This window comes from Paracoccus sp. SJTW-4, assembly GCF_047716885.1.
Taxonomy (GTDB): Bacteria; Pseudomonadota; Alphaproteobacteria; order Rhodobacterales; family Rhodobacteraceae; genus Paracoccus; species Paracoccus solventivorans.
Genome location: NZ_CP136681.1, coordinates 1945465 through 1960545, shown reverse-complemented (window position 1 = coordinate 1960545; position 15081 = coordinate 1945465). Strand labels below are relative to the sequence as shown.

Genomic DNA, 15081 nt, shown 5'->3' with positions numbered 1-15081 from the left:
GGACTGTTGTATTTTTGCATCGGGTGGGCACGAAAAGACGGTCAGGCCGAGGGGAAAGTTTCCTGCAAGGACGGGCGCTTGGACACCTCGGCGAACCATTTTGCCAGCCGCGGATGGGTGCTGCGCCAGTCCTTGTCGGCAAAGCGGAAATCCAGATAGCCCAGCAGGCAGGCCGCCGCGATGGCGCCTGCGTGGAACTCGGCCGAGATCGCATCGAACCAGCGGCCCTCCAAGTCGTCCAGCCCGGAATCCACCTTTTCCATCTGGCCGCGCGACCAGTCGTCCCAGCGCTTGTCCTCAGGCCGCAGGACGTTTTCATAGCGGTGCAGCAGCGCCGCCTCGAGAATCGAATCCGCCAGCGCCTCGATCGTCAGGACGGTAAAGCGGCGGTCGTCCTGCGGGTAAAGCGGCTGCCCCGTGCGTCCCTGCGTATCGATCAGCGCCGAGATCACCCGGCTGTCGAACACAGGGGTGTCGTCTTCCAGCAACAGGCAGGGCACCTTGCCGGTCGAGTTGTGCCGCACGATGTTGGGGTCGCGCTTCACCGGCCAGGCGGCCGAGGGCAGTTTCTCGATCTCCACCCCCCGCTCGTGTGCGGCGACCATCGCCTTGCGGACAAAGGGCGAGGCGGGGGAAAAGAAGATGCGAAGCGTCATGGAATCGTCCTTTTGTTGCGGCCGCCGTGGCGGCCTTTCGCGGGTTTGTCGAAAACGGGGACACGCAGGAAATCCTGCGGGTAGAGCTGCAGCTGCAGGTGCAGGTGCTCCAGCGCAAAGGTGATGTGTTCGCGCATGATGGCGCTGGCGCGTTCGCCCTGTCCCAGCGCCAGCGCATGGGCAATGCGGCGGTGGTCGTCGTGCGATCGCTCGATCACGCGGAAATCGCGCCACATGATCACCCGGTCGGACGCCGCCGGCACGTTGTGCAGGCTTTGCACGAAGCTGGTGATCCAGGGATTGCCGGAAAGCTGCATCACCGTGGTGTGGAAATCGACGTTCATCTGCCGGTATTCGGCCAGCTTGCCCGGCAGAAGTTGCCCCGGTTCCAGCAGGCGGTCGCCGTCGGCAACCAGCCGGGCCAGGTGCTCATTGGCGGCCTCGGTCATCCGGCCGGCGGCCAGCCGGCAGGCCATCGCCTCGAGTTCGGCGCGCACGGCAAAGGCGCCCGCGACCTCGTCAAAGGAAAACTCGCGCACCGCAAAGCCGCGGTTGCTTTCATAGGTGACCAGCCCGGTTTGGGCCAGCGTAGTCAGCGCGGCCCGCAGGGGCGTGCGCGATATCCCCAGCATCTCGGCCAGCCGGTCCTGATGCAGCTTGTCGCCCGGCAGCAGCTCGCCGCTGAGAATCGCCTCTCGCAGCTTGCGCATCGCCAGTTCGGTGCTGGTGTGTGGCTCGGTCAAAAAATGCGCCTCTCACGACGGTTTGGCAGGAAATGTATCCATACCTAGGGGTATTCGCAAAAAATATTTTGCACTACGGTCGATAATGTGTTCATTACATCGGCAACGAACACGGAGGAACCCCTCGACATGAATGGAATCGTGCTTGTCACCGGTGCGGCCGGTGGCATCGGAAGATCTGTCTGCGCGCGACTGGCCGAGGATGGTTTTGCGGTGCTCGCGGCCGATCTGTCGCTTGAAGCCGCGCAAGAGGTGGTGGCGGGGCTGGCCGGCACCGGGCATCGGGCGGTGGCGCTGGACGTGTCCAGCGAAAGCGCCGTCGCCGCGGTCTTTGCCGAGGCCGAGGCGGCGGGCACGCCCATCGACCATGTGGTGGCCGCCGCGGGGATCCTGCTGTTCGCGCCGAATGGCGATCGCCCGCCGATCACCGACATCACCCTGGAGGAATGGGAGCTGACCCAGCGGGTCAATTCCACCGGCACCTTCCTGCTGCTGCGCGAATATCTGCGCGGCGCGGCGCGGCGGGGCATCGCGAGCGGCCGGTTCGTGGGCTTTGCCTCGGTCGCGGCGCAGCTGGGGGGGTATCGTTCCAGCGCGGCCTATATCGCGTCGAAAGGCGCGGTGATGGCGCTGGTCAAGGCCGGCGCGCGCGAGGCCGCGCCCTTGGGCATCACTGTCAACGCGGTGGCGCCGGGGTTGATCGATGCGCCGATGCTGCGCCAGTCGCTGGCGCCCGAAAACGACGCTGCCATTGCCGCGAACATTCCGCTGAACCGCATCGGCACGCCGGGCGACGTGGCAGGGGCGGTCTCGTTCCTGATGGGGCGCGATGCAGGCTATGTCACCGGCGCGGTGATCGACGTGAACGGCGGCTATCGGATGCAATAGCGGCCGGTCCCACAGGCCGGCCAACCAAGGGGAGAAAGCGGAGATGCGTGCAATCGGGTATCTGACCCGCCTGCTGGGGATGATCGCCGGGCTGGCCGTCGGCCTGATGATGTTTCACGTCATGGCCGATGTGCTGGGCAAATACCTGCTGCACAAGCCCGTCCCCAGCACCGCCGAGGTGGTGGCGAACTACTACATGATCGCCTGCGTGTTCCTGACGCTGGCCTGGATCGAGGCGCGCGGCTCGGCGATCTCGGTCGATCTGGTCTACGATCAGGTCGGCCCGGCCATGCAGCGTTTCATGCGCAAATGCGGGCAGGTCGTCACGCTGATGTTCTATGCCGGCTTCGGGTGGTTTTCCTGGGACGTGGCGATGCGCGCCTGGCGCGTGAACGAGACGGTGGACGGGCTGTGGCGCGTCACCACTTGGCCGGCCAAGTTCATGCTTCCGGTCGGCCTGGCCGTGGCCTGCCTGATCCTGCTGCTGAAGATCTTCAACCTCGACCGCTCGGGCAATGGCGGCGACCACGAATTCTCGCACGGGCTGTAAGTCATGGAACGGATCGAAATCGGTTTTCTGGGCATTGCCATCCTGCTGGGGCTGATCGGCATCCGCGTGCCGATCGGGGCTGCGATGGGCAGCACCGCCTTTGTCGGCATCTGGGCGATGATGGGGTGGAAGCCGGCGGTGGGCATCGTCAAGGCGGTCCCCTTTACCCTGATCGGCGACTGGAATCTGTCGGCCATCCCCATGTTCCTGCTGATGGGCTTCATCGCGGTCGAAGCCGGGCTGACCAAGGGGCTGTTCGGCGCGGCGCGGGTGCTGCTGACCTGGCTGCCCGGGGGGCTGGCGTCGTCAACGGTGGTGGCTTCGGCGCTGTTCGCCTCGGCCTCGGGGTCGTCGGTGGCGACTTCGGCGGCGTTCGCGCGCATCGCCTCGCCGGAAATGCTGAAGGCGGGGTACGACAAGGGGCTGGCCACGGGCTGCGTCGCGGCCTCGGGGACGCTGGGGGCGCTGATCCCGCCGTCGGTGCTGATGATCGTGTTCGGCATCATCCTGAACACCCCGATCAACGCGCTGTTCGTCGCCGGCATCATTCCCGGCCTGCTGACCGCGGCGATGTTCATCGCGCTGATCACCGTGCGCGCGATGCTGAACCCCGCGCTCGCCCCTGCGGTCAAGGTCGAGGTCACGCCCGAGGAAAAGCGCGCCCTGATCGCCGACGCCTGGCCGCTGCCGGTGCTGATCATCGGCGTGATGGGCGGTATCTTCGCGGGCATCGTCACCGCGACCGAGGCCGGCGCCGCCGGGGCGTTCCTGGCGCTGGTCCTTGCGGTGATGCGCCGGCGGATGAGCTTTTCCATCTTTCGCCGCTCGGTAATCGAAACCGCCGCCGCCACCGCCGAAATCTTCGTGGTGATGCTGGGCGCGGCGCTGTTTTCACGCTTTGTGGGGCTGGCTACCATCCCGACCTGGATCATCGGCGCCTTTGACGGGTTCGAGACCTGGCAGGTGCTGCTGTTCATTTGCGTGCTCTACATCGTGATGGGGGCGTTCCTCGAATCCATCTCGATCATGCTGCTGACGCTGCCGGTCCTGGGGCCGCTGCTGCTCGCCCATGACGTCAACCTGATCTGGTTCGGCATCATCGTGGTCAAGCTGCTGGAAATCGGGCTGGTGACGCCGCCGATGGGGATGAACGTGTTCGTCATCAAATCCGCACTGGGCAACCAGATCCGGCTGGGCGAGATCTTCCGCGGCGCCACCTGGTTCATCGTGATCGACATGGTGACGCTGGCGATCCTGCTGCTGTTCCCGATCATCACGCTCTGGCTGCCGGGGTTGATGCAGCGATAGCGCGGCGGCGCCCGTCGGGCGCCCCGCCACCGGTTTACCGATACTCAAGGGAGAGAGATCATGAGGAAATACCTGCTGTCCGCCGCCTCGCTGCTGGCCGTCGCCACCGTCGGGCTGGGCGCCGCTGCCGACACCTATCAGGCGTCCACCTGGCTGGAGCCCAGCCACATCCTGACCAAGGACGCCTATGTCCCCTATCTGGCGGAGATCAAGGCCGCGACCGAGGACGGCATCGACTTCGAGCTTTACACTTCGGGCGCGCTGGTGCCGGCGCAGACCACGCTGTCGGGCGTGGGCGACGGGGTGGCGCAGCTGGGGCTGGTCGCCGCGGCTTATACCCCGTCCGAACTGCCTCTGTCGGGAATGATCAACGACCTGGCCTTTACCGCGACGGATTCGCTGGCCACGGCGCTGGCCTTCACCGAGATCGCGATGACCAACCAGCGCTTTATCGACGAATACGGCCAGCATGGCACGGTGGTGCTGGGTGCCTATTCGACGCCGACCTATCTGTTCGCCTGCATGTCCGACATCACCAGCACGGACAATATCCGCGGCAAGAAGATCCGCACCGCGGGCACGGCGCAGAACGAATGGATCAGCTCGCTGGGCGCGGTGCCGGTGTCGGTTCCCAGCACCGACATCTATTCCGGGCTCGAGCGGGGCTCGATCGACTGCACACTGGGGGATGCGACCAACCTCGAGAACGGGCCCAAGTTCGGCGAGGTCACCCGCACCGTCACGCTGCTGGACCAGGGCACCTCGCTGGGGATGACCTATGTCTATAACAAGAGCTTCTGGAACGAGATCGGTCCCGAGGCGCGCCGCAAGATCCTGGACCTGACCGCCCGCGGGGTCGCTCTGACCCAGATCAGCTACGAAGCCGCGGTGCAGGATTCGCTGGACAAGACCCGCGCCCGCGGCACCGCCTTCAACGAGCCGGATCAGAGCCTGGTCGACGCACTGGCCGCATTCCGCGCCAAGGTGATCGAGACTTATCCGCAGCGCACCCAGTCCGACCGCGGCATCGCCGACCCCACCGACGTAGCGCAGGACTATCTGGCGCTGGAAGAAAAGTGGAAGGGTCTGCTCGACGGCGTGGACCGCAACGACGTCGATGCAGTGACGGCGCTGGTTGCTTCGGAAATCTATTCCAAGATCGACGAGAACAGCTACGGGCTGTGAGCCATGACGCGCGTCCGGGGCGGCAGCCCTGCCCCGGACGGCATATCCCAACGTCAGCCGGGGATGACGCAGCACAAGCGCACCCGGCCATGCCGGCCTCAATCCGGTTACGGAGTACGCCCTTGAAAAAGTACCTGCTGTCCTTTGCGTCGTTTGTTGTCCTTTCGACGGCGACGCAAGCCGATACCTATCTTGCCTCGACGTGGCTCGACCCCGGCCATATCCTGACCAAGGACGCTTATGTGCCGTATCTTGAGGACATCAAGACCGCGACCGGCGGCAAGGTGGACTTTGAACTGCACACCTCGGCCTCGCTGCTGCCGCCGCTGACGACGCTCAGCGGCGTGGGTGACGGCGTGGCCCAGATCGGGCTGGTCGCGGCATCCTATACGCCGTCGGAACTGCCGCTGTCGGGGCTGATGAACGACCTGGCGTTTCTGGCGCGCGATCCGATGGCGATCTCGCTGGCCTTCACTGAACTGCTGATGTTCGACCAGCGTTTCATCGACGAATATGCTCGGCACAACACCGTGGCTCTTGGCGGCTATTCGACCCCGATCTACCTGTTCGCGTGCATGAAGGATGTCGTCAGCGCCGAGGATGCGCGCGGCACGAAATTCCGCACCAACGGGCGCGCCCAGAACGAATTCGCCGGCGCGCTGGGCGGGGTGCCGGTGTCCGTGCCGATCAACGACGTCTATTCGGGGCTTGAGCGTGGATCGCTTGACTGCGCGCTGATCGAATCGACCAATCTCGTGACCGGTCCCCGGCTGGGCGAGGTCATCAGGTCGGTGACAAAGATCGGTCTGGGGACGGGCATGGGCGTGAGCTATGTCTATAACAAGGACTTCTGGAACGACATCGGTCCCGAAGCGCGCCGCCAGATCCTCGACGTGACCGCCCGGGGCATCGCCACCCAGCAGATCGGCTATGAAACCGCCGCCGGCCAGGCGCTGGAGCAGTCAGAGGCCAGCGGCACCAAGGTCAACGAGCCACAACAATCGCTGCTCGACAAGCTGGAGGCGTTCCGCCAGACCGTCGCGGCCACTTACCCCGAGTTCACCCAGACGACCTACAACGTCGCCGACCCCTCGGATATCGCCAAGCAATACCAAGAGCTTGAGCAGAAGTGGATCGACCTGCTGGCCGGGATCGACCGCTCTGACGTCGATGCTGTGGCCGAGCTGATCCACGCCGAGATCTTCTCGAAGATCGACGAAAACAGCCACGCGCTGTGACCAACGGGTCCGGGACGGCGCTGTCGTCCCGGACAGTCCGACCCGGTTTCACCGGGGTCTGCCGCGCTGGCGGGGCGCGTTTGCAAGCTGAGGTAACTTTCAATGTCTATCGTGAAATCCGCAATCGTGACCGGCGCCGGTTCCGGCATCGGGCGGGCCATCGCCCGGCGGCTGGCCGAGGACGGCCATGCGGTGATCGTGGCCGACCGCTCGGCTGACGGCGCGGCCGAGACCGTGCGCCAGTTGACCGAGGCCGGGCTGTCCGCCCGCGCCGAGGTATTGGACATCACCGATCCGGCCGCGACCCAGGCGCTGATCGACGAGGCGGAACACCTGCGGGTGCTGGTCAACAATGCCGGCATCTTCAACACCCGCGACTTTGACGTGCTGACGCCGGATGATTTCCGCGTCATGTATGAGGTCAATCTGGTGGCCATGTTCACCCTGTGCCAGCAGGCGGCGCGGGTGCTGCCCGAGGGCGGGCGGATCGTGAACCTGGCCTCGCGCGCGGCCTTCGGGGCGCGCAACTATGCGCATTATGTGGCCTCCAAGGCCGGGGTGGCCGGCTTCACCAAGGCGTTGGCGCTGGAACTGGCGGCGCGGCAGATCACCGTCAATGCGGTGGCGCCCGGCGTGATCGCCACCGACATGCTGCTGGAACGTGCCGAGGGGCTTGAGGGGCTGCGCGTCCAGCAGCCCACCGGCAAGCTGGGCACCCCCGAACATATCGCCCATGCCGTCGCCTTTTTCGCCGACCCGCGCGCCGAATTCGTCACCGGACAGGTGCTGATCGTGGACGGCGGCCGCTCGGTCGGCGGCACCGCCGCCTTTTGAGGAGAGCAAGATGACACTGGAACCAACCACCCTGGCGGGTCGCACCGCCGTCGTTACCGGCGCAGGCCAGGGCATCGGCAAGGCTATTGCCGACGCGCTGCTGGCCGCCGGCGCCCATGTGGTCGCCGTGGACCGCGAGGCTGACGGCATCACGGCGCTGGCCGCAAACCCGAATGTGACCGCGGTGCAGGGCGACGTGACCGACCCTGCGCTGCCCGGCCAGATCGGTGCCGCCATCGACGCGGCCGGGCTGCAGCTGGACATCCTGGTCAACAACGCCGGCGTCGCGCGCGGCGTCCACGCGCTGGACACCACCGACGAGGATTTCACCCGCTATTACGAAATCAACGTGCTGGGCCTGTTCCGGCTGTCGCGCTGGGCGGTGGAACGGATGATGCGCAGCGGCGGCGGGGCCATCGTGAACACCGCCTCGATCTTTGGGCTGATCGGGGCGCAGAGCTCTTGCGGCTATTCGGCCTCCAAGGCGGCGGTGATCGGGCTGACCCGGCAGATGGCCAACGACTTCGGCCCGAACGGCGTCCGCGTGAACGCGGTGGCGCCGGGACTGATCGAAACGCCGCTGACGGCCGAGCGTATCCGCACCGAGGCGTGGCGGCGTCACCAGATGATCGACGGCGCGCCGCTGCGCCGCGCCGGGCTGCCCGAGGACGTGGCGCGGGCCGTGCGGTTCCTGGCCTCGGACGAAGCGTCCTTCATCACCGGGCAGGTGCTGGCGGTGGACGGCGGCTGGGCGATGGGCCGCTATCCGCGGGAAGAGGCGATCCATGCGCCGGCCTGACAACCCCGAGCTGCCGGACAGTTGCGAGCTGCTGGTGGTCGGATCGGGGGCGGCCGGAATGGCCGCCGCCATCTCGGCCCGCCACCACGGGCTGAACCCGGTCATCATCGAGAAATCCGACCTGTTCGGCGGTTCGACCGCCGTGTCGGGCGGGGCGATCTGGGTGCCCTGCAACCCCATCGCCGCTGCGGCCGGCATGACCGACAGCCGCGAGGCCGCGCGCCGCTATATCCAGGGCGAGACCGGCAACCTGTTCAATGCGGAACTGGTCGACGCCTTTCTGGACAAGGGTCCCGAGGCCATCGGCTTTTTCAATGACCAGACCGCGCTGAAGCTGTCGCATCGTGCGTTGTCGCCGGACTATCACCCCGACGCCGAGGGCGCGACCGAGGGCGGGCGGGCGCTGGATGCGTTGGACTATGATGGCCGCCGGCTGGGGGCCGAGCTGGGCCGGATGCGCCCCCCTTTCCCCGATTTCACCATCCTTGGCGGGATGCCTCTGGGCCGCCCCGACATCTATCATTTCCTGCGCATGGGGCGCTCGGTGACATCGGCGCTTTATGCGACGAAAACCGTTGCGAAATATGCGCTGGACAGGGTGACGCGCGGCCGCAACACAAGGCTGGTGATGGGCGCCGCCGTGTCGGGCCGGCTGGCCGAGACGGTGTTTGCGCTGAACATCCCCCTTTGCACCGGGCATGAGCTGCTGGCGCTGACCCGCGACGTCAGCGGCCGCGTCACCGGCGCCGAGGTCAAGGGGCCCAAGGGCGTGCGGCGCATCGCTGCGACCCGTGGCGTGGTGCTGGCCGCCGGTGGCTATCCCCACGACAGCGCCCGCCGGCGCGAGACCTTTGACCATGTGAAACGCGGGCTGCCGCATTATTCCATGTCTCCGGCCGCGGGGACCGGCGGCGCCATCGCGGCGGCGCAGGCCATCGGGGCGGGGTTCGTCGAAACCAACACCAACGGCGGGTTCTGGACGCCGGTGTCGCTGCTGCCGAACCCGGACGGAACCAAACGGCCGTTCCCGCATCTGTTCCTTGACCGGGCCAAGCCGGGGGTGATCGCCGTCGATCATCACGGGCGGCGATTCGTCAACGAATCTGCCAGCTACCATGATTTCGTGCAGGGGCTGATTGCCCGGCTGCTGGCCGAGGGGCAGCGCTCGGGCTGGCTGATCGCGGATCACCGGGCGGTGCGCCGCTACGGGCTGGGGGCGGCGCACGCCTTCCCGGCGCGGATCGGCAAGCACATCGCCAGCGGCTATCTGAAACGCGCCGCGACACTGGCCGAGCTGGCGAGCCAGTGCGGCATCGACCCGCGGGGGCTGGAACGCAGCGTCGCGGGCTTCAACGCGGCTGCCGCACGGGGCGAGGACCCGGAATTCGGCAAGGGCTCGACCACCTATCAGCGTTATCTGGGCGATGCGGAAAACGCCCCGAACCCCTGCCTGCGCCCGCTGGAAGGACCGTTCTACGCCATCGAGATCTTTCCGGGGGACATCGGCACCTCGATGGGGCTGGACGTGACCGGGCGCGGCGAGGTCAAGGACCGTGACGGCCGGGTGATCAAGGGGCTTTACGCCTGCGGCAACGACATCAACTCGATCATGTCGGGGGCCTATCCGGGGCCGGGAATCACGCTGGGGCCTGCGCTGACCTTTGGCTACGTCATCGGGCAGGTGGCGGCCGGCAAGGACTGAACGACCCCTCGGAAATGGCGAAGGCCCGGAGCGATCCTCCGGGCCTTTTTCGTTGCAGCGGGAAAGGGTCAGGCGGCTGGGACGGCCGGCGCGACGGTCTCGGGGTGGGCGGCAAGGAATGCCGGATGCACCGCGCAGGCCCGCGCCACCGCGCTGATGCGCGGCAGGTGGTCGAAGCCCACGCCCCAGCGGCTGGCGTTGTAAAGCTGCGGGATCAGCGTGCAATCGGCCAGCCCCGGCCGGGCGCCGTGGCAGAACTGCCCGGTAAAGCCGGGGTGGTGCAGCAGCCGCTCGACTGCCGCCAGACCGCGGCAGATATTGTCGCGGTTCCATTCGCCGCGGGCATCCACGCCCGCCAGCGCCTCGACCCGCGCCAGCACCGACAGATTCGACACCGGATGCACCTCGCAGGCGACGGCCAGCGCGATGGCGCGCACGCTTGCGCGGGCGGCGGGGTCGGCGGGCAGCAGTGGCGGATCGGGGCGGGTCTCGTCCAGGTAGTCGAGGATCGCCAGCGACTGCGTCAGCACCAGCCCGTCGATTTCCAGCGCCGGCACCAGTCCCTGCGGGTTCAGCGCCAGATGCGCAGGCGCCCCCTGATCGCCCGCCACCAGATCGACCACCACCCGCCGATACGCGATGCCTTTCAGCGCCAGCGCGATCCGCACCCGGTAGGATGCGGACGAACGCCAGTAATCATGCAGGATTGCCCGACCTGCGCCGGTCTCGGTCCCGGCCATTGTCATTCCACCGCCGGCAGGATCCGGCCCGTGCAGGGGCCAAAGCCGATGCGATAGCCGGGACCCTCGGCATGGGCGTAAAGCCCGATCTCGTCGCCGTCCTGGATGAAGGTGCGGGCCTCTCCGTTCACCGTCACCGGGGTCTTGCCGCCCTGGGTCATTTCCAGCAGCGCGCCGGTCTGGTCGGGGGTGGGGCCGGAAATGGTGCCGGTGCCCAGCAGGTCGCCCACCCGCATCGGGCAGCCCGATTCGGTGTGATGCGCCAGCTGCTGCGCGCTGGACCAATACATCACGTTGTAATTCGTGCGCGCCATCTGCTGCCCGTTCATGGTCCAGCCGACGGTCAGGTCGTAGAACCCGGGGCGGGATTCCCGCAGATAGGGCAGGATGTCGTTGTCGCGGGGGGTGCCTGCGCTGCGGAAGGGCTCCAGTGCCTCGGCGGTCACGATCCATGCGCCGATGGTGGTCCCCAGCGCCTTGGCCTGGAACGGGCCCAGCGGCTGGTATTCCCAGGCCTGGATGTCGCGCGCCGACCAGTCGTTCAGCAGCACATAGCCAAAGATCATCTGCTCGGCCTGATCGACGCTGACCCGCTCGCCCATGGTGTTGTCGGCGCCGACGATGGCCCCCAGTTCCAGTTCCAGGTCAAGCCGGCGGCAGGCGATCCATTCCGGGCCTGTTTCCCCGCGCACCTGCCCCATGGGACGGCGGATCGGCGTGCCCGTCACCACCACCGACGAGGCGCGGCCGTTATAGCCGATCGGCATATGCGTCCATTGCGGCGGCAGCGCGTTTTCCGGACCGCGGAACAGCACGCCCACGTTGAACGCGTGGTTTTTCGAGGCGTAGAAATCGGTGAACTCGGTTACCCGGATCGGCAGGTGCAGCGTGGCATCGGCCATCGGGACCAGCGGCAGGGTCTCGTCGCCGCCCTCGGCCAGCAGCTCGGTCAGCCGGGCGCGGGTGGCGGTCCAGATCTCGCGTCCCAGCGCAATGAAGTCGTTCAGTTCCGGGCGCGAGAAGCTGCCCTGCGCGTCGATCAGCCCACGTTCCTCGCAGGCGGCCAGGTCCAGGATCATGTCGCCAATGGCGACCCCGCAGCGGCGTGCGCCACCGGCCACGGAAAACACGCCGTAGGGCAGGTTCTGGATGGGAAATTCGCAGCCCGCCGCATTGGCGGAAGTCACCCAGCTTTTCAGCGTCGCAGCCATGGTCGATCCTCGTATCTGAAAGACCCCCGCGCCGATGGCGGCGCGGGAGGGGAGAGTATGGAAAGAGAGGGGAAATGCGCGGGTCGGGCGCTTACTTGACTCCCGGGGTGCCGTCGAACTTCTTTTCGAGCTGGTTCCAGACCTCGATGTATTCCTTTTGCATCGGGGCCTCTTTCGCGGCGAACTCGGTCAGGTGCTGCGGGAAGCGGGTCTCGAACATGAAGGACATGGTCTCGTCCAGCTTTTCGGGCTTCAGCTCGCCGTTCGAGGCGCCCTCGAAGGCGTCGCGGTCGGGCCCGTGCGGCAACATGCAGTTGTGCAGGCTCATGCCCCCCGGCGCGAAGCCCTGCGGCTTGGCGTCGTAGATGCCGTAGATATTGCCCATCAGCTCGGACATGATGTTCTTGTGATACCACGGCGGGCGGAAGCTGTGCTCGGCCACCATCCAGCGTTCGCGGAACAGCACGAAATCGATGTTCGCCGTCCCCGGCTGCCCCGAAGGTGCGGTCAGCACCGTGAAGATCGAGGGGTCGGGATGGTCGAACAGGATCGCGCCGACCGGGGAATAGGTCCGCAGGTCGTATTTATAGGGGCAGTAGTTGCCGTGCCAGGCCACCACGTCCAGCGGCGAATGGTCGATCCAGGTTTCGTGGAACTGGCCGCACCACTTGATGACCACGCGCGAGCGCACGCCGTCGCGGTCCTCGAACGCCGCCACCGGGCATTTGAAATCGCGCGGGTTCGCCATGCAGTTGGCGCCGATCGGGCCGCGGCTGGGCAGGTCGAACTTCTGCCCGTAGTTTTCGCAGACAAAGCCGCGCGCCGGGCCTTCCAGCACCTCGACCCGATAGACCAGTCCGCGCGGGATGATGGCGATTTCCTTGGGCTCGAGGTCGATGATCCCCAGTTCCGTGCAGAAGCGCAGCCGCCCCTCTTGCGGGACGATCAGCAACTCGCTGTCGGCGGAAAAGAAATACTCATCCTGCATCGAGCGGGTGACCAGATAGATGTGGCTGGCCATGCCGACCTGGGTGTTCACGTCGCCGGCGGTGGTGATGGTCCGCATCCCGGTGATCCAGGTCAGGTCCTCGTCCGCGCCGGGCAGCGGCACCGGGTCCCAGCGGTACTGGCCCAGGCTGGTCACGTCGGGCAGCACGTTGGGCGCGGTTTTCCAGTAGGGGACCTGGATCGCCTTGAACTCGCCCGTATGCCGGACCGAGGGTCGGATGCGGTAGCACCAGGTCCGTTCGTTCTGGCCGCGCGGGGCGGTAAAGGCGGTGCCGGACAGCTGCTCGGCATAAAGCCCGTAGTTGCATTTCTGCGGGCTGTTCTGGCCCTGGGGCAGGGCGCCGGACAGCGCCTCGGTTTCGAAATCATTGCCGAAGCCCGGCATGTAACCTTCGACCGTGCCGGTGGTGACGCTGGCGCGCACCATGGATTTCGGCAGTTCATGGATGGTCATGGTGGCTCCCCAAGCAGATCATTTCCAATGCAACGATATGCTGTTGCATTGGCAACGATGTCAAGTCCCCCCAGGGGTGCCCCTATTCCGCCGCGCCGGTGCCGCCCGGCCGGGGGAAGCTGGTGCCGTGGCCGGTTTCGGGGTCGGTGACGGCGGCGATGGCGCGGTCGAGGGCGGCGATGCCGCGGGTCAGGGCCTCGCGGTCGTGCGGGGGCATGGCGTCCAGGATTTCCTTGGCGCGGGCCTCGACCTCGGCGAAGACGCGGGCGAACAGCGCCTCTCCGGCGGGGGTGATGCGATAGTCGCGCAGCCGCCGGTCCGACCCCAGCACCGAGCGGGTGATCAGCCCCTTGGCCTCGAGCCGCGTGGCGGCGCGGCTGACCTGCACCTTGTCCAGCGAGGTCCGCTGCGCCAGCTGCAGGGAATCGAGCTTGCCGGCATCCTCGAGCAGGAACAGCAGCCGCCATTCCTCGCGCGTCAGCCCGTGGGTGCGGCCGTAGACCGCCACCAGCTGGCGCGAGAATGCCTCGGCGGTGACCGCGATCCGATAGGGAAAGAACGCTTCCAGTTTCATGCAATGCCCCGCAAGTGACAAACCGGCCTGATTTCAAACGCAACGATGTCTGCCGGTGTGCCGGAAGCGGTCCGGCCCCGTCAAGCGGCGCAAGGTCGCGGGCGTGGGGGCCGGGCGCAGGGGCTATTTATATTCGATGATCCGGCTTTGCCGCGCCCGCAGCCGGTTCAGCCAGTAGCGCAGCGCGCCCGTCGCCTCGGCAAACTTGCCCAGCAGGGAAAACCCGGCTGCACGCGGCCCCATGCGCCGCGCCAGCCGCAGGAACTGCAGCGGATAGATCAGCGCGAGGATCAGGAAATCCCCGTCCAGCAGCGCCAGCAGCAGGATCGCCAGCGGCAGCACCAGCCCCCACAGCAGCGCGCGGCGGGTCTCGCGGACATAATGGCGCTCGGGGCCGTGGCCATGCAGGGCGGCGCCTTCGGCAAAGGCGTGGCCGGCGCGGACCGAGCGGGCCCACCATTGCCCGAACCGGTGCATCGCCGCGTCGTGGCGGGTCATGTCGCTGTCGATGCGCCAGATCTCGCCGCCCGCCCGGCGCAGCCGCAGGGCGAGTTCCGGCTCTTCGCCGGCGATCAGGCTGTCGCGATAGCCGCCGGCGGCCGCCAGCGCGGCGCTGCGCATCAGCACGTCGCCGCCGAAGGGCGTGCCGGGGCCGGGCGGCGTGTTCCATTCGTCTTCGCACTGGCGGTTGTAGACCGAGGCGTCGGGGAAACGCTCGCGCCGCCGCCCGGCCACCGCCACCACCTCTGGGTGAGCGTCCAGAAAGCCGGTGGCCTGCGCCAGGAACCCCGGCACCAGCTCGCAATCGCCGTCGATGAACATCACCAGCGGCGGTGCGTCGGGCCCGGACGTCAGCTGCGCGAAGCCGGCGTTGCGCGCCCGCGCCGCGGTAAAGGGGACCGTGGGGTCCAGCACCACCACCTCTGCCCCGGTGCGGCGGGCGATCCCGAGGCTGTCGTCGGTCGAGCCGGAATCGACATAGACCAGCGGCGCCACCGCCTCGGCCCGCAGCGACGCAAGGCAGGCGGCCAGCCGCGGCCCCTCGTTGCGGCCGATGACCACGGCGCCGACCCGCGCCGCCCCGGGACCGGGCAAAACTTGCGTGAGATCGGTCATATTGCCCCGGTCATGGCCTGTTCGCGCTTTCGATCCTAGTCATCTCTGCTTATGAGGTGAAGTCGAAGCGAGTGC

Annotated in this window: 15 protein-coding genes; 8 read left to right on the top strand and 7 right to left on the bottom strand. The window is 67.1% G+C overall.

Annotated elements, in window-relative coordinates; translation table 11 throughout:
- Positions 1-41: 41 nt before the first annotated feature.
- Both RSP45_RS09575 and RSP45_RS09570 read right to left on the bottom strand, forming a co-directional pair.
- Entirely contained in the window at positions 42-656 is a 615-nt protein-coding gene (locus RSP45_RS09575) for a glutathione S-transferase family protein (RefSeq protein ID WP_415391750.1), read from the bottom strand.
- Entirely contained in the window at positions 653-1399 is a 747-nt protein-coding gene (locus RSP45_RS09570) for a GntR family transcriptional regulator (RefSeq protein ID WP_415391749.1), read from the bottom strand. The genes RSP45_RS09575 and RSP45_RS09570 overlap by 4 nt, the downstream gene beginning before the upstream one ends.
- A gap of 129 nt (positions 1400-1528) precedes the next feature.
- Here RSP45_RS09570 and RSP45_RS09565 point away from each other — a divergent pair, with 129 nt between their 5' ends.
- The 8 genes from RSP45_RS09565 (at position 1529) to RSP45_RS09530 (ending at position 9903) form a co-directional block, all read left to right on the top strand.
- Positions 1529-2287 carry an SDR family NAD(P)-dependent oxidoreductase gene (locus tag RSP45_RS09565; protein ID WP_415391748.1) on the top strand — a complete coding sequence of 253 codons (759 nt, stop codon included), beginning with the start codon at positions 1529-1531 and terminating at the stop codon, positions 2285-2287.
- A 43-nt stretch (positions 2288-2330) separates the two neighbouring features.
- Positions 2331-2837 carry a TRAP transporter small permease subunit gene (locus RSP45_RS09560; protein WP_415391747.1) on the top strand — a complete coding sequence of 169 codons (507 nt, stop codon included), beginning with the start codon at positions 2331-2333 and terminating at the stop codon, positions 2835-2837.
- 3 nt (positions 2838-2840) lie between these two features.
- Positions 2841-4145: a TRAP transporter large permease gene (locus RSP45_RS09555; RefSeq protein ID WP_415391746.1), complete on the top strand. Its 1305-nt coding sequence runs from the start codon at positions 2841-2843 to the stop codon at positions 4143-4145.
- A 60-nt stretch (positions 4146-4205) separates the two neighbouring features.
- Positions 4206-5330, top strand: a complete 1125-nt coding sequence (locus RSP45_RS09550; protein WP_324328656.1) for a C4-dicarboxylate TRAP transporter substrate-binding protein — start codon at positions 4206-4208, stop codon at positions 5328-5330.
- Positions 5331-5452: 122 nt separating this feature from the next.
- Positions 5453-6568 carry a C4-dicarboxylate TRAP transporter substrate-binding protein gene (locus tag RSP45_RS09545; protein WP_415391745.1) on the top strand — a complete coding sequence of 372 codons (1116 nt, stop codon included), beginning with the start codon at positions 5453-5455 and terminating at the stop codon, positions 6566-6568.
- 111 nt (positions 6569-6679) lie between these two features.
- A complete protein-coding gene (locus tag RSP45_RS09540) occupies positions 6680-7402 on the top strand; it encodes an SDR family NAD(P)-dependent oxidoreductase (RefSeq protein WP_415391744.1) in 723 nt (240 codons plus the stop codon).
- Between the two features lie 10 nt (positions 7403-7412).
- Positions 7413-8201 (top strand): SDR family NAD(P)-dependent oxidoreductase, encoded by a 789-nt coding sequence (locus tag RSP45_RS09535; RefSeq protein ID WP_415391743.1) that lies wholly within the window; start codon positions 7413-7415, stop codon positions 8199-8201.
- Entirely contained in the window at positions 8188-9903 is a 1716-nt protein-coding gene (locus RSP45_RS09530) for an FAD-binding protein (RefSeq protein WP_415391742.1), read from the top strand. The genes RSP45_RS09535 and RSP45_RS09530 overlap by 14 nt, the downstream gene beginning before the upstream one ends.
- A 68-nt stretch (positions 9904-9971) precedes the next feature.
- On the opposite strand, the gene maiA is transcribed toward RSP45_RS09530, so the two are convergent.
- From maiA to RSP45_RS09505, 5 genes are all read right to left on the bottom strand, one after another.
- Positions 9972-10643 carry a maleylacetoacetate isomerase gene (gene maiA / locus RSP45_RS09525; RefSeq protein WP_415391741.1) on the bottom strand — a complete coding sequence of 224 codons (672 nt, stop codon included), beginning with the start codon at positions 10641-10643 and terminating at the stop codon, positions 9972-9974.
- 2 nt (positions 10644-10645) lie between these two features.
- Entirely contained in the window at positions 10646-11854 is a 1209-nt protein-coding gene (gene fahA / locus RSP45_RS09520; RefSeq protein ID WP_415391740.1) for a fumarylacetoacetase, read from the bottom strand.
- Positions 11855-11945: 91 nt separating this feature from the next.
- Positions 11946-13316 carry a homogentisate 1,2-dioxygenase gene (hmgA, locus tag RSP45_RS09515; RefSeq protein ID WP_415391739.1) on the bottom strand — a complete coding sequence of 457 codons (1371 nt, stop codon included), beginning with the start codon at positions 13314-13316 and terminating at the stop codon, positions 11946-11948.
- Positions 13317-13398: 82 nt separating this feature from the next.
- A complete protein-coding gene (locus tag RSP45_RS09510; RefSeq protein ID WP_415391738.1) occupies positions 13399-13890 on the bottom strand; it encodes a MarR family winged helix-turn-helix transcriptional regulator in 492 nt (163 codons plus the stop codon).
- A gap of 123 nt (positions 13891-14013) precedes the next feature.
- Entirely contained in the window at positions 14014-15006 is a 993-nt protein-coding gene (locus tag RSP45_RS09505; RefSeq protein ID WP_415391737.1) for a glycosyltransferase family 2 protein, read from the bottom strand.
- Positions 15007-15081 lie beyond the last annotated feature (75 nt).